Below are 16,599 nucleotides of genomic sequence, written 5' to 3'. Positions count from 1 at the left end.
CCACCCCCCCCCCCCCCCGCCCCCCGCCCCCCGCCCCCCGCCCCCCCCCGCCCCCCCCCCCCCCCCCCCCCCCCCCCGCCCCCCCCCCCCCCCCCCCCCCCCCCCCCCCCCCCCCCCCCCCCGGCCAGCGTCTCGGCCGCGCGCCTGAGACCGTCCTGATTGGACGACGCCAGCCCTGCCGATTGCAGCATCTCGGCGGCCAGCGCCAGCGTCACATCCTCCAGTCGCTTGTCGCGGAGCCTCCCGGTGAGGAAATCGACGGCGTTGCGCACCTCGACCGCGTTGCCGGCCGCCGACGCCAGCGGCTCGTTCATGCCGGTGACCAGCGCCGAGGCCTTCAGGCCGGCGCCGTTGGCGATCTCGACCAGGCTGTTGGCAAGTGCTGTCGCGTCGCGCGACTTCTCCATGAAGGCGCCATTGCCGACCTTGACGTCGAGCACCAGCGACTGCAGGCCGGCCGCGAGTTTCTTCGACAGGATAGAGGCAGTGATCAGCGGCACCGATTCCACCGTTCCTGTCACATCGCGGATCGCATAGAGGCGACGGTCGGCGGGCGCGAGATCGGCGGTCTGGCCGATGATGGCACAGCCGGTCTCGAGCACCGTCTTGCGGAAGCGCGCGATATCCGGCTGGCTGATATAGCCTGGGATGGCATCCATCTTGTCCAGCGTGCCGCCGGTATGGCCAAGGCCCCTGCCGGAGATCATCGGCACATAGGCGCCGCAAGCGGCGACGATCGGCGCCAGCATCAGCGAGACATTGTCGCCGACGCCGCCGGTCGAATGTTTGTCGGTGACCGGACCCGGCAGGTCCGACCAGTCGAGCACATCGCCGGAATCCCGCATGGCGAGCGTCAGCGCCACCGCCTCGTCGCGGTTCATGCCGTTGAAGAAAACCGCCATGGCAAAGGCGCCGACCTGGCCGTCCGAGACGCTGCCCGAAGTCACGCCCGCGACAAAAGCCGAAATCTCCTGTGCGGACAGTTTCTGGCCGTCGCGCTTGCGGCGGATGATTTCCTGCGGAAGCATCAGGCGGCGCCCTTCGGCTCCGGCAACCCATCCTGGAACACATGCGCAAGGATCGTCGCCAGCCGTGCGCCGCCGATCGGCGCCATGTCCTTGGTCTCCTGGTGCGACAGTTCCGCCCCGGTCATCCCGGCGGCGAGATTGGTGATCACCGAACAGGCGGCTACGCGAAGCCCAAGGAAGCGGGCGAGAATGACCTCCGGTACGGTCGACATCCCTACCGCTTTGGCGCCCATGACGCGGGCCATGCGGATTTCAGCAGGGGTTTCGAAACACGGACCGGAAAACCACATATAGACGCCCTTGTGCAGCGCCGTCCCTGTCGCCTTCGCCGCCCGTTCGATCGCCGCGCGCAAGCCGGCATCATAGGCTTCGGTCAGGCCGACGAAGCGGCGGTCGCTCGGCTCGCCGATCAGCGGGTTGGAGCCGGAGAAATTGATGTGATCGGTGATCAGCATCACCGATCCAGGCAGCATGTCGGGATCGACCGAGCCGGCGGCATTGGTAAGGATCAGCTTGGTGATGCCGATGCCGGCAAGCACCTCCAGCGCCGGCCGCATCGCCGCAGCAACGCCGTGCTCGTAATAATGGGCGCGGCCGGACAGCATCAGCACCGGCGTGCCGGCGAAAAGCCCCGCGACCACCTCGCCGGCATGGCCAGTCACCCCGCTGCGGGGGAAACCCGGCAGGTCGGCATAAGAGATGCGCACGGCATTCTCGACCTGGTCGACAAGCCCGCCAAGGCCCGACCCCAGCACCATCGCCGTTGTCGGCGCTAACCCGTCCAGCCTTTCGACGAGGTGGTCCAGAGCTTCCTTCATATCAGCCAACTCTCACTTCAAAATGTCGCCACGAAACCCGTAGGGCAGCATGTCGCCCATGGTCACGGTCTCGACCACGCCGGTGTTGTCGCAAAGATAGAGCTTCGTGTCCGGCCGGCAGAACTCCGCCAGCCTTTGCCGGCAGCCGCCACAGGGCGAGCATTTGGCCATGCGCGAGGCAATGACGGCGATCTCGACGATCTTGCCGCCGCCGCCCATGATGTAATGGCCGAGCGCCGTGGTCTCGGCGCACCAGCCTTCCGGATAGGACGCGACCTCGATGTTGGCGCCGGTGAAGACACGGCCGTCTTCGGTGCGCAAGGCCGCACCCACCGGAAACTTCGAATAGGGCGCGTAGGCCTTGGCCATGGCCTCCTGCGCGGCTTCGAACAGATCATGCGACATCTAGACGTTCTCTCCGACGATCGTGGTCAAAACCCGGCCATTTGCGTTTTCCTGGCGCCTTTCGAGCACCAGCCGCATGTTCGACACAGTGCTCCTGGGCGCCCGGATCAACGTTCCTTGACATAAGGCACGCCGCCGGCGCGCGGCGGGATCGCCTTGCCGATGAAGCCGGCAAGCAGGATCACGGTCAGCACATAGGGCAGCGCCTGCATGAACTGCACCGGCACCTTGCCGATCAACGGCAGCGGCGAACCCTGTAGGCGGATCGCCGCCGCGTCGAGGAAGCCGAACAGAAGACAGGCGAACATAGCGTTGACCGGTCGCCATTTGGCAAAGATCAGCGCCGCCAGTGCGATGTACCCCTTGCCCGCGGTCATGTCCTTCACGAAGCCGCCATTCTGCACCATCGAGAGGTAGGCGCCGGCAATGCCGGTCAGCACACCGGTGCAGATCAGGGCCCGGTAGCGCAGCCAGGCGACCGAGATGCCGGCGGTGTCGACGGCGGCCGGGTTCTCGCCGACGGCGCGCAGGCGCAGGCCGAAGCGGGTGCGAAACAACACCCACCAGGTGAACGGCACCATGGCGAAAGCGAGATAGACCAGGATCGAATGGCCAGAGAGCAGCTCGGAATAGATCGGCCCTATGATCGGCACGTCGTGGATCGCGGCAGCACCAGGCAGAGTGATGGCCTCGAAACGCTCGCCCGGCTGCAGCGCCGGCGTTCGCCCGCCCTGCTGGAACCAGGCCTGGCCCAGAATGATGGTCGAGCCGGCGGCGACGAAGTTGATGGCCACACCGGAGACGATCTGGTTGCCGCGATGGGTGATCGAGGCGAAGCCGTGCACCAGGGCAAAGGCGACCGACATCACGATCGCCATGCCGAGACCGAGGAAGGCCGAATGGAAGACCGAAGCGGCGGCCGCACCTGCAAAGGCGCCGACCAGCATCTTGCCTTCCAGCCCGATGTCGAAAACGCCTGCGCGTTCCGAATAGAGGCCGGCGAGGCAAGCGAGCAGCAGCGGCACCGACAGGCGTATGGTCGAGTCCAGGATCTGCACGATGGCGATGAAGACGTCCATCTCAGGCGCCCTTCCCTTTGACCGCTTCGATGCCGACCGACCTTGGACTGAACGAGGCGAACAGCGCCTGGACGTAGGGCCGGAACATGTGCTCCAGCGCACCGGCAAACAGGATGACCAGGCCCTGGATGATGACGATCATGTCGCGGGAAATCGCCGGCATTTCGAAGGCAAGTTCGGCGCCGCCCTGGTAGAGCATGCCAAACAGGATCGCCGCCAGCACGATGCCGACCGGATGCAGACGGCCCATCAGCGCCACGGCAATGCCGACGAAGCCGGCGCCGGAGACGAAATCGATCGCCACATTGTGCTGGTCGCCCATTACCGGGTTCAGCGTCATCATGCCGGCCAGCGCGCCCGAAATCATCATCGCGATGATGATGATGCGGGTCTCCGAAATGCCGGCATAGCGCGCCGCTTTCGGGCTGTGGCCATAGGTGCGCATCTCGTAGCCGAGCTTGGTGCGCCAGATCAGCAGCCAGACCAGGAATGCCATGAGCAGCGCCAGCAGGAAGCAGATGTTGAACGGCGCCGAGCGGATCTTGGCGCCGAACAGTTCGATGATCCAGTTGAGTTTGGGCAGTTCGGCGCCGGCGAGGAAGTTGCGCGTCTGCGGCGCCTGCGACGCCGCCGGCTTCAACGGCCCAACCAGGAGGTAGACCATGATCGAGGCCGCGATGAAGTTGAACATGATGGTGGTGATGACGATGTGCGACCCGCGCTTGGCCTGCAGATAGGCCGGAATCAGCGCCCACAGCGCACCGACGGCGGCTCCGGCGACGATCGCCAGCGGAAAGGTCAGCCACCACGGCAGCACAGTGTCGAAGGCGAGGCAGACCACGCCCACGCCAAGGCCGGCAATATAGGCCTGGCCCTCGGTCCCGATGTTGAACAGGCCGCAATGCGCGGCCACCGCCACAGACAGGCCGGTGAAGATGAAGGTGGTGGCATAGAACAGCGTGAAGGCAATGCCGGTTCCCTTGCCGAAAGCGCCCTCGACCAGGATGACGGCGGCACGAAACGGGTTTTCGCCGACCAGCATGACGACGAAACCGGCAACGATGAAGGCCACTGACAGATTGATCAGCGGGATCAGCCCATAATCGGCCCAGGCCGGCAGCTTGGCGTAAGGCGTGCTCACTCTGCCGCCTCCTGGCGATCGACGCCTGCCATCAGCAGACCAAGCTCGCCTTCGGTCGCCTCCGGGCCGCGTTCGCCGACGATGCGCCCGGCAAACATCACCAGGATGCGGTCGGACAGCGAACGGATCTCGTCGAGCTCGACCGACACCACCAGCACCGCCTTGCCCTGGTCGCGCATGGCAATCAGCCGCTTGTGGATGAATTCTATGGCGCCGACATCGACGCCGCGTGTCGGCTGGCCGACAATCAGAACACCGGGGTCCTGCTCCATTTCTCGCGCCAGCACGATCTTCTGCTGGTTGCCGCCGGAGAAATTCGCCGTTTTCAGACGCGGATTGCCGGGCCGGATGTCATATTTCTCGATCTTGTCCTTGGCATCAGCCATGATGGCGTCGATGTTGAGGAACGGCCCTTTCAGGTAGCGCGGGTCGTCATGGTAGCCGAGGATCGAATTCTCGTTCTCCTCGAAGGCCAGCACCAGGCCGACATGATGGCGGTCCTCCGGCACATGGGCGAGCCCACGGTCGCGCAACTCGCCGGGATCGGCGGCCCCGGTCAGGTCGATCGGCTTGCCATCGAGCATCACCGAGCCGGAAACCGCGCGCCTGATGCCGGAAATCGCCTCGAGCAGTTCGGACTGGCCGTTGCCGGCGACACCGGCAATGCCGACGATCTCGCCGGCGTGGATATCGAAGGAGATGTCGTCGACCATGGTGACGCCGCGCTGGTCTTTCACCGTCAGGTTCTTGACCGCGAGCTTGACCGCGCCGGCCTCCGTCTCGCCCTTTTCGACCCGCAGCAGCACGCGCCGTCCGACCATCAGTTCGGCCAGTTCGCCGACTGTCGTCTTGCTGGTCTCGCGCGTCGCCACCATCGTGCCCTGGCGCATGACCGAGACATTGTCGGTGATGGCCATGATCTCGCGCAGCTTGTGGGTGATCAGCACCACCGTTTTCCCCTGGTCCTTCAATTGCCTGAGGATGCGGAACAGATGGTCGGCCTCGGCCGGCGTCAACACGCCCGTCGGCTCGTCGAGAATCAGGATTTCGGCACCGCGATAAAGCGCCTTGAGGATTTCCACACGCTGCTGCAGGCCGACCGGCAATTCCTCGATGATGGCGTCGGGATCGACTTCCAGCCCGTATTCGCGCTCGAGCCGCTCCAGTTCGGAGCGCGCCTTGGCGATGCTCTTTTTCAACAGCGCATCGCTTTCGGCGCCGAGGATGATGTTTTCCAGCACGGTGAAATTGTCGACCAGCATGAAGTGCTGGTGCACCATGCCGATGCCGAGCGCGATGGCGTCGTTGGAGGTCTTGATCGACGCCGCCTTGCCGCCGACACGGATCTCGCCGCTGTCGGCCTGGTAGAAGCCGTAGAGGATCGACATCAGCGTCGACTTGCCGGCGCCGTTCTCGCCGACGATGCCGTGGATGGTGCCGCGTGCGATCTCCAGATTGATGTCGCGATTGGCGCGAACGGCGCCAAAACTCTTGTTGATGCCGATCAGTTCGATTGCGGCTTGCGCCATGCAGCCTGTCCCACTCTTATTTTTTTATCGCTTGGTCAAAACGCCTAGCATGATGCCCCACCCGTGCCAATTGGCGGCGCAGTGGCCACTCTCGACAAATCCCGGTGCGCTTGTCAATTTCGAACGTGGCCGCAGACCTTCACATTCACTAATATGCAAGGCTCAACAGTCGCATCATGCTGCAACTGCGTGCACCAGGACCTGGGGAGTTTCGAATGATCATGCCTGTCGACCGGCTGACGACGCTGGAAATCCGCGCCGCCGAGCAGGAAAAGACCATCGAGGAACTGTCGGGCCAGATCGCCGAACAGTGGACGGCGATCGAACGCATGCAGCGCAAGCTCGATGCGCTGACCGGGCGCTTCATGGCGCTGGAGGAACAGTCGGCCCCCGACGTGCCGATAACCAAACCGCCGCACTGGTAGCAAGGAGAAGCCGATGGCCGGTGAAAGCGATCGCGTTGCGCGGGCGGGCGACTATGTGCTTGGCCTGATGAACGATCGCGACCGCGAGCGTGCCGAGCGCGACCTGGAGATCGATCCCGCCTTCCGCGACACGGTGATGCGGCTGGCCGAGCGCATGCATGTCTTCGACCGCACGGGGCGGCCCTCGGGCGACGGCGATCGCTGGCGGCTGATCTCGCAACGCATCGCCGAACTGCCGCAGATGCGTGTGGTCGGCCAAGACGAAGCGAAGCCGGTGATCGGCAGACTGGAGCGGAAGCCCTATGGCGTCGGCGTGCATTCGCTCGGTGGCCGGCGCGGCGCCGTCATCGCCATCGCGCTGATCGTGGTGTTTGCGCTGGGTTATCTCGTCGGACAGCTATAGGCCGAGTTCGCGCGACATCAGCAGCATCGGGTAGCCGTCCTGCTCAAACGACTCGACCACTGCCCAACCGAGCCCGGCATAGAAGTCTCGCGCCACCCACGTATAGAGGTAGGTCCTCTCCACACCGATCGCGGTTGCATGCGCTTCGATGGCTGCAACCAGCGCGCGGCCGATCCCTTTGCCGCGGTGGTCGCTATCGACGACCAATCCCGCCAGCCAAGGCGTCAGCTCATGCGCGGGTTCAAGTTCGTGGCGAACCAGCAGGCAGGTCCTGACCGGGACGTCCCCTATCCGCGCCACAAGCGCCGCCTCGAAGCCATCTCCATTGAGCAACTCGCGAAGCCCGGCGACGTCCTCATTCAACGTTCTTGCGCTGCCCTCGAAAAAGGCGGCGATGCGCAGTCGCGCCACTGCATCAACATCGCGTTCGGTCATCGGTCCGATGGTCGGCTTCACTCTCGCCTCTCAAGTTGCGGCCCCCGTCAAACCCAAAAACAAAACCGCCGGACTCTCGCCCGGCGGTTTCAACTCTAATGGATACAGATCAATACGGGCAGGCGTTGTCGGCGGTGTAGTCGTGCACCTGGATCGTGCCGGCGATGATGTCGGCCTTGGCCTTTTCGACGGCAGCCTTCATCTCGTCGGTGACCAGCGCCTTGTTGTTGTCGTCCATGGCGTAGTCGACACCGCCTTCCTTGAGGCCGAGATTTTGCAGGCCGCCTTTGAAGGTGCCGTTCTTGCCGTCCATGAAGGCGGTGTAGACGGCCACGTCGACGCGCTTCAGCATTGAGGTCAGCACCTTGCCGGGCTGCAGGCCGTTCTGGTTGGAATCGACGCCGATGCCGAGCTTGCCGGCATCCGCCGCCGCCTGCAGCACGCCGACGCCGGTACCGCCGGCCGCGGCATAGACCACGTCGGAGCCCTGGTCGATCTGTGTCTTGGCGATCTCGCCGCCCTTGGCCGGATCGTTCCACGCCGCGGGCGTGTCACCGGTCATGTTCTGGATGACATCGGTCGCACCGGCCGCCTTGGCGCCGCCGACATAGCCGCATTCGAACTTGCGGATCAGCGGAATGTCCATGCCGCCGATGAAGGAGACCTTCTTGGACTTCGAGGCCATCGCCGCCAGGATGCCGACGAGATAGGAGCCTTCGTTTTCCTTGAACACAAGCGAACGGACATTGGGCATATCGACGGCATCGTCGATGATGGCGAAGTTGAGATCGGGATATTCCTTCGCGACCACCTTCAGCGCATCCTCCCAGGCAAAGCCGGCCATGACGATCGGGTTGCGGCCGTCCTCGGCGAAGCGGCGCAGCGCCTGCTCGCGTTGCGAGGCGTTCGACACTTCGAACTCGACATAGGCGGTGCCGGTCTCGGTCTTGAACTTTTCGGCGCCGTGATAGGCAGCCTCGTTGAAGGATTTGTCGAACTTGCCGCCGAGATCGTAGAGGATGGCCGGCTGGACATCCGCGGCGAAAGCCGGAAGAACCATTGCGGTTGCGGCCAGGAGGCCGAGAACGATACGTTTCATGTGATCCACACCCTGTCGGTTATTTTTTTCCGTTACGCGCCGTCCGCCTGCCCGGTTCTCCGGCAGGCATGCGGCATCAGCCAGGAGTGTACTCCCCTCCCGCTCAAGGCAATCTGGCACGGCCCGAAACAAAATTCACGCGGAATTTTGACCTTTTGGAAAAGCATGCCCCCCGTTGGAAAAACATGCCCAATGCGGTGACAGCTGTGGACGATTGCCGCGTTGTCGTCGCAAGTCCGCTGGGACAACCCATCAGCCCGGCGCGAATTCTCCGCCGCGCCGCCGGCGCCGGTAGCCGATCGCATAGAGGATGAAGGCAAGCACCGCGAACACGGCAAACCCCGGCTGGGCAAGCACCCAGGCGATGCCGCCATCCCATATCATCGGATTGACCTTGGCGCGCACGAAGGTCTCGAAGGCCGCGCGGGTGTCGGGCGAAACCGCCAGCCAGCTCGAATTCAGCGGCGTCATGACCAATGTGGAAGCCGCCACCGAGCGCGTCGCGTCGAGCACGGCCATGATGACGGCGACCGAGAGTGCGATCATGGCCGCGAGGCGAAACAAAAAACGCAACATCGAAATCTTCCCCGGTCCTCAAGTTCCTCCCGAGGACCTTCCGGTCAAAGGCGAGGAATAGAATGCGCACGCCCCGCGTGCAATCGCCATACGCGAATTTGAAGCCTATCGCCCGCCTATATGGCCACCTTTCGGCTCCGCCGATGGACGAGCCAGACGCCGAGGACGCCGCCGCCAATGGCCCCGACCACCAGCCCGGCAAGGCCGATGAACACCGCGAAGTAGCCGCAGCCGCCTTCGAAACAGCTGATGTCGGTGGCTTCGGCGATCCCCGCGCCAAGCGCGAAGCCGGCGACAGTGCCGACGACGGCGCCGAGGATGATGCCGGCCAGCGCGGCGACGATCGAACTAAAGGCTGACGGTGCCTGCGCTTCCGGCCTTGCATAAAAGGCCTTGGCCTCGTCGCGGCGGCGCAGCAGGTAAATGCAAAACAGGCCGATGACGATTTCGGTGGCGGCGATCGCAAGCTCCCTGGCGGAGACGGTGAAATCGGGCACGGTCAGCGCATAGACCTGCTCGGCCAGCCGCCAGGCGATAGTGGTGATCTGCCAGATGGTGAAATGACGCGGAAAGCGCGCGGAACGGCTTAAGGCGAGGCCGAGCAGATAAAGCCCCCACACGATGGTGAGGATGTCGAAGGCCAGTCCGCCAAGCACGAAATAGAAGACCCTGTCCGGCAGGCCGGAACTCTCGAACAGCCACCGCGCCGAGACCAGCCAGTAGACCGACCATGCCATCACGAAGAGGAGCCAGACCACGGGCACGAAGGACAGCCCGCTGTCCGGACGCCCTGCCGGCGTCAGCCCGCCTGGCATGCCTCCGGCCGGCGTTCCGCTGGCCGGCTGTTCATTGCTCGATGTCATGTCTGGACGTTGCCCCCGCAAAGCCTCCGCCGCACTCGACAGGTGGCGAGGGGCGAAGTCAAGCACGGCCGGCCCTGCCGCCTTGCCCGTGCACACCATTCAGAACCGAAGCGCCTTAGAAGCGGAGGCGTTCAACGCCCCGCGAAACGATGCGTGGCCGGCAAAGCGAATAGACTGCCGTAATGGCTTGGCATTCGGCGCCGGATCGACTAGATGAGCCCCGCGCCTGTTTGATTGACGGGCGCCGGGAAGGGCATCCGCTGGTTGGCGGTGTCCATCAAGCGGGTCTTCCCGCAAATCCCAAAGGGATGCATCTCCCCAACCCGCGTGGCAAAACCGGCCGGCGCGAATGCAAGGACGGAGAGGTGGCCGAGTGGTTGAAGGCGCACGCCTGGAAAGTGTGTTTACGGGAGACCGTAACGCGGGTTCGAATCCCGCTCTCTCCGCCACCATCAAGCCATTGAAACCGCTGCGATTTCCCATCCCAGCGGGTGCGGCTGACTTTACTTCACATGCTCGCCCTGGGTTCATGGCGGATTGCCGGCTTGCTCGCCAAGCCAGGCGCAGAAATGCCGCGGAGCCATGCGGCGGTCGTCGTCACCTGGTCCGCCAGAGTTTCAAAGGCGTAGCGCCGAACCTCTGTCTTCACTCTTCGTGCCCCATCTGTCACCGTCGCAACCAACGCGGTAGTGCCGCCTGGTGCGATCTCAGGTCGCAGATGAGGTAATTCCATGAATTATAACGATATCGACCTCAATCTATTGCGGGTCTTTGACGTGATGATGCGGGAAAGGAGCGTCACGCGGGCGGCTACCGAATTAGGCAGAACACAATCCGCTGTAAGCCACTCCCTGTCGAAGCTTCGGTATCTATTGCAGGATGAATTGTTCACCAGAGATGGCGGCGAGATGCGGCCAACTCCCCGGGCAGTTGAGCTGCTGTCGAATATTTCCGCCGCACTCGCAACGATCCGCGCATCGATCGACCGGCATCAGATCTTCAATCCAGCAACGACGCGGCGCAACTTTCGCGTTGGACTTACAGATTATCATGCCATGGTTTTCATCCCGGGCCTCATTCGAGAATTTTCCAGGCAAGCTCCTGGCGCGACGCTGAACGTCATTCCCGCAAACGGACCCGAAATCGGTTCATCGGTCTATCTGAGACAAGTTGACTGCGCGCTGACGGGAGCAGCGATACGCGACGACCCAGGTCTCTTGAAGGTGGAGCTTGGCCAGGACCGATTGTTTTGCGCGGTGTGGAGCGGAAGCAAGATCGCCAGAAGCGCAATGACGCTGGAAACCTATCTGGCCAGTTCTCACCTCCAGATTTCCGCAGATGGCCTGGCGGAAGGCCTCGCGGATGCCGCCCTCAAACAGATGGGTCTTCGCCGCAATGTCGTTGCGACCATCTCGAACTATCCGGTGCTGCCCTGGGCGCTTCGCGGCACTGAACTGATTACCCATTGCGGTGATGCCATCCTGCAAATGCTGGATGAGAGGAGTGAGGTGACGTTGGTCCCGCCACCCCTTCCGATAGCGAATGTGAATGCCTGGCTTATTGTTCACCGCCAGATGGCGAATGACCCGGGAACCAGGTGGCTCCGGGAAATCATCGTGGGAATCTACAACGAATCGCGGACCAAGAGACACCAAGGCACGGTCGGAACACCGGGATCCGCCGTAAAATAGATCGCGCGCGCTATCGCCTGTTGCACCCTCGAACGCCTTTGTACCTGCGAGCGGGTGCCGCGCAATTATGAAGGGCGCTCATTTTGACCATGAGAACAATCGATTTGACGAATAGTTCACCTGGAGAGCACATTCCCTTCAACAATAACAGGGGAATGCCGAAATGAGATCAACGTTCAAGGGCCTACTTGCCCTCGCTATCGCGTGCACCGCCTCCTCGGCGTGGTCCGCAACCCTCGACAATGTCAAGAAAAATGGCGTGCTGACCTGTGGCACAAATTCGGCCACGGCTGGCTTCAGCCTCCCCGACAATGAAGGCAAATGGACCGGATTTGTCGTCGATTATTGTCGCGCCGTGGCCGCTGCCGTGCTCGGGGATGCGCAAAAGGTCAAGTTCATCCCATTGACGCCAAAGGATCGCTTCACCGCCTTGCAGTCGGGAGAGATCGACATTCTCGCGCACAACGCAACCTGGACATCGTCCCGCGATACGTCGCTAGGCATACTGTTTGCCGGCACGTATTTCTATGACGGCCAGGGGTTCATGGTGCGCAAGGCCGACAACATCACGTCGGCCAAGGGGCTCGACGGCGCATCGATATGCGTCACCCAGGGCACCACGACCGAGTTGAACCTTGCCGACTATTTTCGCTCGCAGTCGATCAAGTACACGACGGTTGGTTTCGCGGACGAGGAAGCTGTGGTGAAGGCTTATGAGGAGGGGCGTTGCGACGTCTTGTCCGCAGACACCTCCACCTTGAACGCGTCGAGGCTTCGCATGGCCAAGCCGGACGACAGCATTGTTCTTCCCGAGCTGATCTCCAAGGAGCCGCTTGGCCCGGCGGTGCGGCAGGGTGACGACCAGTGGTTCAATGTGGCGAAGTGGACGCTCTACGTCATGGTGGCCGCGGAGGAATACGGGGTCACCTCCAAGAACGTCGATGCCATGAAATCGTCGGACAATCCCAGCATCCGCCGCCTGCTTGGCGTGGAAGGCAGCATAGGCAAGGACATCGGGCTCGGCGATAACTGGCCGGTCGAGGTGATCAAACAGGTCGGCAATTACGGCGAAGTGTTCGATCGCAATGTCGGCAAGGATTCGCCGCTGAAAATGGAGCGCGGCATGAACGCGCTCTGGAACAAAGGCGGCGTTCAGTACGCTCCGCCGATCCGCTAATGCATGTCGCTCAAAAATGGCCCCGGTTTTGAGACAACGACATGCATACCGAAGACCCTAAAGCGCGTCGCCTGAGTCCGTTCAAACCCGACGCGCTTTAGGCAAAGGCATGGTTGCAAGGCGCTGGCGTGTTACCGTCAGCGCCTTGCACGGACCCGATAGGAACAGCCCATGTCCCATTTGTCGCTTCCCGCGCCGTCGCGCAGGAGGTTGTCGCTGCACGATACGAAGGTGCGGGGCATCTTCTACCAGCTCTTGCTCGCCGGCTGCCTGCTGGCCTTGGCCCTGGGCATCGGCATGCAGACTGCATCGAATATGCGGGTCCGGGGGATTCCGCTCTCATTCGACTTTTGGAATGAGTCTGCCGGCTTCGACATCAATCAAACCCTGATACCGTACGATGCATTGTCCAGCTACGGTCAGGCGTTCTGGGTGGGAGTGGTCAACACCCTCTACGTCAGTCTCCTCGCAATCCTGTTCGCGACCTTGCTTGGCTTCGTCATCGGCGTTGCCCGCCTGTCGCCGAACTGGATCGTTTCGAAGGTGGCGACCGCCTATGTCGAGCTTGTGCGAAATGTTCCGTTATTGCTGCAGCTGCTGTTCTGGTACAACGCCGTCCTCAAGCCGTTGCCCTCGCCGAAGGCGTCCATCGCCATGCCCGGCGGCATCTACCTCAACAATCGCGGCCTCATCGTTCCGGAGATTCATTTGCATCCGGGAGCGGGTCTGGTGGGCCTGGCATTCGTTGCGGCCATTTCCTGCTGCGTTGCATTCTGGTTTCGCGCCAGGAGCGTCCAGAGACGGACGGGCAGGCAGCTGCCGGTGCTTCTGGTCAGTCTGGCGACCTTGATAGGATTTCCGCTGGTCGTATTCCTGGCGGCTGGCGAGCCGGTCTCGTTCGTCGCCCCGCAGCTACGGGGTTTCAATTTTCAAGGCGGGCATCAGCTCTATCCGGAGTTTGCCGCTCTCCTGATCGGTCTGTCGGTCTACACCGGTTCATACATCGCCGAGATCGTGCGAGGTGGAATCCAGGCAGTGCCAAAGGGCCAGACCGAGGCTGCGCATGCGCTGGGGCTGGCGCCGGGCAAGACGCTTCGTCTGGTCGTCGTTCCCCAGGCGCTGCGCATCATCATTCCCCCTTTGACAAGCCAGTATCTCAATCTCATCAAGAACTCGTCGCTTGCCGTGTTCATCGGCTATCCCGACCTCGTTCAGATCTTTGCAGGCACGGTGCTCAACCAGACCGGAGCCGCCGTCCAGGTCATGGCGATTACCCTGTCGGTCTATCTCGTTATCTCCCTTGCCACGTCATTGGCCATGAACGCGTGCAACCAACATTTTGCAATCGTTGAGAGGTGACGGGTGAGCGATCAGTCCATGCGTTCGCCAATTGTGATCAGCGCGCTCATACCAGCCATGGCGCCTCCCGCGGACGTTCGACCGGGTCCAGTGAGCTGGATGAAAAAGAACCTGTTTTCGACGCCGTCTTCAGGCGCGCTGACAATATGCTTTGTCCTCCTCGCCGCGTGGCTGCTGCATCACTTCCTGAGCTTTGCGATCTTCAACGCGGTCTGGAGCGGCGGCCACGAAGCTTGCCGTGCGAACAGCCAGGGGGCTTGCTGGCCTTTCATCGCCGAGAAGTTCGACTACCTGCGATACGGCGCGTATCCGGTTTCCGAGCGGTGGCGCGTGGACCTTGCGCAGGCGATCGGCGCCATCCTCATCGGCTGGCTCCTGTGGACGAAGGCTCCGCGGCGCAAAATGGCGGCGTTGCTGTTCTTCCTCGTCTTCCCCGTGGCCGCGTTCGTTCTCGTGCGCGGCGTTGCCTGGCTTCATTTGCCTGTCATCGATACGACGCTCTGGGGCGGTCTCTTGATCACGTTGCTGATGTCGATCGTGGGTATCGTCTTCTCGCTTCCGATCGGGGTTATCCTGGCGCTTGGACGCAGGTCGGAACTCCCTTTCGTCAAGACGGTTTGCGTCACGTTCATCGAAGTCGTCCGCGGCGTGCCGTTTATCACAGTGTTGTTCATGGCGAACTTCATGATGCCGCTCTTCGTCCCGGATTATCTGACGCCTGATCGTCTGTTGCGCCCGCTCATCGCGATAGCGTTGTTCTCGTCCGCCTATATGGCCGAGGTCGTGAGAGCCGGCCTTCAGGCGATCCCGAAGGGCCAGTACGAAGCGGCCAAGGCGCTCGGGATCGGCTACTTCGACATGATGCGCCTGATCGTCCTCCCTCAGGCGTTGACGATCGTCATACCGAGCATCGTCTCGACCTTCATCGGTCTGTTCAAAGACACGACTCTGGTCGCCATCGTCGGCATCGCGGATTTCCTGAAGGCCATCGAAACGGCGCGCGTCGATCCGAACTGGGCAGGCCCGACGATCTCATCAACCGGCTACCTCTTTGCGGGGCTGGTCTACTGGAGCTTTTGCTTCGGCATGTCGCGTTACTCGCAATATGTGGAGCGCCAAATGGCGCGTGGCCACAAATCCTAGGAGGCGCTGATGATGCCACAAGCAATGCCCGCGGCAAGGTGACTATCAAATGGCTTGTGCAGACACGCCCGCATCGGCGCTTGGGCAACGACATATCGCGGGAATAGATTTCGACCAGATCCACGACCGTCAGCAGTTCGGATCCGTCAAATGGGCCAACCAGTGGGACGAGTTCTCTCCTCAGGTCGAGGGCCAGGACCTGCTGTCGCTGTGGACGGCGGATATGGATTTCCGCGCTCCGGAAACCGTCATCGCGCGACTGCGCGAGGCCGCGGAGCATGGCATTTACGGCTACACACGCCGCGATCCGCGCCACTATGAGATCGTGCAATCGTGGTTCGCGCACCGGCACAACTGGTCGCCGAAACTGGAGACCTTGCTTCCCGCGCCGGCGATCATGCCGTCGGTGGCTGCGATACTGCGAACCTTCACCAAGCCCGGTGACGGCGTCATTGTGCAGTCGCCCGTGTACTCGCCCTATTTCGAAGTGGTTCAGGGAAACGGGCGGGTTCTGCTTACGAACCGGCTGAGGCTGCAGAACAACAGATATGAGCTCGATCTCGAGGATTTCGAGAAACTGGCGGCCGGCGGTGCCAAGGCATTCCTGCTGTGCAATCCTCACAACCCTGCCGGAATGGCCTGGACACGCGAAGAATTGGCGGCGCTCAACGACATCTGCGAGCGCCATGGGATCCTGGTCATATCCGACGACATTCACTGCGACATAAGGTTGTCGGATCGCCCCCACATCGTCTTCTCCTCCATCTCGGAAGATGCTGCCGAGAAATCGTTCATCTGCACCGCTCCAACGAAGACTTTCAATCTTGCCGGGGTTCCTTCGGCAACCATTTCGGTAGCCAGCAAAAAGCGCCGCGAGGCGCTTCTTGCCGCAATGCAGGCGTCATTCATGGTGAATGCGAACTTTTTCGGCCGCCTGGCCCTGGAGGTTGCTTACAGCAGCGGCGCGCCGTGGCTCGACCAACTCACGCGCTACATCGCCGGCAACATCGATCTGGTTTGCGAGTTCGCCGGTGAACACCTTCCAGGCATCACGCCCATGCGGCCCGACGCATCGTTTCTGGTGTGGTTGGATGCGTGCGCGCTCGATCGCCGAGTGGGTGGAATTCAGAAATTCTTTGTCGATCGGGCCGGGGTTAATCTCTATGACGGCCGCGTCTATGGGCCTGGCGGCGAAGGCTTCATTCGCCTGAATGTCGGCTGCCCGCGTCCTCTGTTGCGCCAAGGACTGGAGCGCATGTCCAGCGCGCTGGCATCCCTGTGATCGACCGCCAGGGTGCTTCGGATGCGAGCCTGGTACTTGATGCCGGCAGCCGGTAAGGAAACGTCCGAGGGCGACGAGCCGGGTGGCCCGCAAGTCCGGATTCCATAGCCGTGCCGGACACGACCCTCAAGCCAAAGTCGACATGT

At 62.5% G+C, this 16,599-nt stretch carries 17 protein-coding genes and 1 tRNA gene; 8 read left to right on the top strand and 10 right to left on the bottom strand.

The features are described from left to right. The 6 genes from NKI88_RS28800 to NKI88_RS28775 all read right to left on the bottom strand — a co-directional run. On the bottom strand, positions 1-1,028 hold a 1,028-nt coding region (locus tag NKI88_RS28800; RefSeq protein WP_352658795.1), incomplete at its 3' end, for a thymidine phosphorylase. Continuing rightward, positions 1,028-1,846, bottom strand: coding sequence for a purine-nucleoside phosphorylase (locus NKI88_RS28795; RefSeq protein WP_023707594.1), 819 nt, complete (start codon positions 1,844-1,846; stop codon positions 1,028-1,030). The genes NKI88_RS28795 and NKI88_RS28800, both read right to left, overlap by 1 nt. 12 nt (positions 1,847-1,858) lie before the next feature. Continuing rightward, complete coding sequence (gene cdd / locus NKI88_RS28790; protein ID WP_023683183.1) at positions 1,859-2,251, bottom strand: cytidine deaminase; 393 nt, start codon at positions 2,249-2,251, stop codon at positions 1,859-1,861. A 107-nt stretch (positions 2,252-2,358) separates the two neighbouring features. Beyond that, entirely contained in the window at positions 2,359-3,330 is a 972-nt protein-coding gene (locus NKI88_RS28785) for an ABC transporter permease (protein ID WP_023683182.1), read from the bottom strand. A 1-nt stretch (position 3,331) separates the two neighbouring features. After that, a complete protein-coding gene (locus NKI88_RS28780) occupies positions 3,332-4,471 on the bottom strand; it encodes an ABC transporter permease (RefSeq protein WP_023686470.1) in 1,140 nt (379 codons plus the stop codon). After that, positions 4,468-6,000 carry an ABC transporter ATP-binding protein gene (locus NKI88_RS28775; protein ID WP_023755056.1) on the bottom strand — a complete coding sequence of 511 codons (1,533 nt, stop codon included), beginning with the start codon at positions 5,998-6,000 and terminating at the stop codon, positions 4,468-4,470. The genes NKI88_RS28780 and NKI88_RS28775 overlap by 4 nt, the downstream gene beginning before the upstream one ends. A gap of 218 nt (positions 6,001-6,218) precedes the next feature. On the opposite strand from NKI88_RS28775, the gene NKI88_RS28770 reads away from it, so the two are divergent. After that, the gene (locus NKI88_RS28770) at positions 6,219-6,425 is read left to right on the top strand and encodes a SlyX family protein (protein ID WP_196813821.1); all 207 of its coding nucleotides are present in this window, start codon (positions 6,219-6,221) and stop codon (positions 6,423-6,425) included. 13 nt (positions 6,426-6,438) lie between these two features. Further along, positions 6,439-6,828, top strand: coding sequence for a hypothetical protein (locus NKI88_RS28765; protein ID WP_352658793.1), 390 nt, complete (start codon positions 6,439-6,441; stop codon positions 6,826-6,828). On the opposite strand, the gene NKI88_RS28760 is transcribed toward NKI88_RS28765, so the two are convergent. The 4 genes from NKI88_RS28760 to NKI88_RS28745 form a co-directional block, all read right to left on the bottom strand. Then, positions 6,823-7,284, bottom strand: a complete 462-nt coding sequence (locus NKI88_RS28760) for a GNAT family N-acetyltransferase (RefSeq protein ID WP_352658791.1) — start codon at positions 7,282-7,284, stop codon at positions 6,823-6,825. The genes NKI88_RS28765 and NKI88_RS28760 overlap by 6 nt on opposite strands. 88 nt (positions 7,285-7,372) lie before the next feature. Continuing rightward, positions 7,373-8,362, bottom strand: a complete 990-nt coding sequence (locus tag NKI88_RS28755; RefSeq protein ID WP_023683177.1) for a BMP family lipoprotein — start codon at positions 8,360-8,362, stop codon at positions 7,373-7,375. Positions 8,363-8,614: 252 nt separating this feature from the next. Then, positions 8,615-8,938 (bottom strand): hypothetical protein, encoded by a 324-nt coding sequence (locus NKI88_RS28750; protein ID WP_023683176.1) that lies wholly within the window; start codon positions 8,936-8,938, stop codon positions 8,615-8,617. Positions 8,939-9,054: 116 nt separating this feature from the next. Then, a complete protein-coding gene (locus tag NKI88_RS28745; protein WP_352658789.1) occupies positions 9,055-9,801 on the bottom strand; it encodes a hypothetical protein in 747 nt (248 codons plus the stop codon). 359 nt (positions 9,802-10,160) lie between these two features. Here NKI88_RS28745 and NKI88_RS28740 point away from each other — a divergent pair. From NKI88_RS28740 to NKI88_RS28715, 6 genes are all read left to right on the top strand, one after another. Then, positions 10,161-10,250 (top strand) — tRNA-Ser (locus tag NKI88_RS28740). Positions 10,251-10,532: 282 nt separating this feature from the next. Then, positions 10,533-11,492, top strand: a complete 960-nt coding sequence (locus NKI88_RS28735; protein WP_023726526.1) for a LysR family transcriptional regulator — start codon at positions 10,533-10,535, stop codon at positions 11,490-11,492. A gap of 163 nt (positions 11,493-11,655) precedes the next feature. Beyond that, positions 11,656-12,669, top strand: coding sequence for an amino acid ABC transporter substrate-binding protein (locus tag NKI88_RS28730; RefSeq protein WP_023671115.1), 1,014 nt, complete (start codon positions 11,656-11,658; stop codon positions 12,667-12,669). 171 nt (positions 12,670-12,840) lie between these two features. Then, positions 12,841-14,028 (top strand): amino acid ABC transporter permease, encoded by a 1,188-nt coding sequence (locus NKI88_RS28725; RefSeq protein ID WP_352658786.1) that lies wholly within the window; start codon positions 12,841-12,843, stop codon positions 14,026-14,028. An 18-nt stretch (positions 14,029-14,046) separates the two neighbouring features. Next, positions 14,047-15,171 (top strand): amino acid ABC transporter permease, encoded by a 1,125-nt coding sequence (locus tag NKI88_RS28720; protein WP_502909504.1) that lies wholly within the window; start codon positions 14,047-14,049, stop codon positions 15,169-15,171. A 49-nt stretch (positions 15,172-15,220) separates the two neighbouring features. Continuing rightward, positions 15,221-16,453 carry a MalY/PatB family protein gene (locus NKI88_RS28715; protein WP_352658784.1) on the top strand — a complete coding sequence of 411 codons (1,233 nt, stop codon included), beginning with the start codon at positions 15,221-15,223 and terminating at the stop codon, positions 16,451-16,453. The last annotated feature ends 146 nt before the right edge of the window (positions 16,454-16,599 follow it).

The organism is Mesorhizobium sp. M0317 (assembly GCF_040321555.1).
In the GTDB taxonomy this organism is placed as follows: domain Bacteria; phylum Pseudomonadota; class Alphaproteobacteria; order Rhizobiales; family Rhizobiaceae; genus Mesorhizobium.
Note: the sequence above shows the minus strand (reverse complement) of the source record. Positions and strands in the feature narration are given on the sequence as shown.

Coding starts and splice junctions, on each gene's coding strand:
- NKI88_RS28795 (WP_023707594.1), bottom strand. CDS start 1,846: ATGAAGGAAGCTCTGGACCACCTCGTCGAAAGGCTGGACGGGTTAGCG.
- cdd (WP_023683183.1), bottom strand. CDS start 2,251: ATGTCGCATGATCTGTTCGAAGCCGCGCAGGAGGCCATGGCCAAGGCC.
- NKI88_RS28785 (WP_023683182.1), bottom strand. CDS start 3,330: ATGGACGTCTTCATCGCCATCGTGCAGATCCTGGACTCGACCATACGC.
- NKI88_RS28775 (WP_023755056.1), bottom strand. CDS start 6,000: ATGGCGCAAGCCGCAATCGAACTGATCGGCATCAACAAGAGTTTTGGC.
- NKI88_RS28765 (WP_352658793.1), top strand. CDS start 6,439: ATGGCCGGTGAAAGCGATCGCGTTGCGCGGGCGGGCGACTATGTGCTT.
- NKI88_RS28755 (WP_023683177.1), bottom strand. CDS start 8,362: ATGAAACGTATCGTTCTCGGCCTCCTGGCCGCAACCGCAATGGTTCTT.
- NKI88_RS28750 (WP_023683176.1), bottom strand. CDS start 8,938: ATGTTGCGTTTTTTGTTTCGCCTCGCGGCCATGATCGCACTCTCGGTC.
- NKI88_RS28745 (WP_352658789.1), bottom strand. CDS start 9,801: ATGACATCGAGCAATGAACAGCCGGCCAGCGGAACGCCGGCCGGAGGC.
- NKI88_RS28735 (WP_023726526.1), top strand. CDS start 10,533: ATGAATTATAACGATATCGACCTCAATCTATTGCGGGTCTTTGACGTG.
- NKI88_RS28730 (WP_023671115.1), top strand. CDS start 11,656: ATGAGATCAACGTTCAAGGGCCTACTTGCCCTCGCTATCGCGTGCACC.
- NKI88_RS28725 (WP_352658786.1), top strand. CDS start 12,841: ATGTCCCATTTGTCGCTTCCCGCGCCGTCGCGCAGGAGGTTGTCGCTG.
- NKI88_RS28720 (WP_502909504.1), top strand. CDS start 14,047: ATGCGTTCGCCAATTGTGATCAGCGCGCTCATACCAGCCATGGCGCCT.
- NKI88_RS28715 (WP_352658784.1), top strand. CDS start 15,221: ATGGCTTGTGCAGACACGCCCGCATCGGCGCTTGGGCAACGACATATC.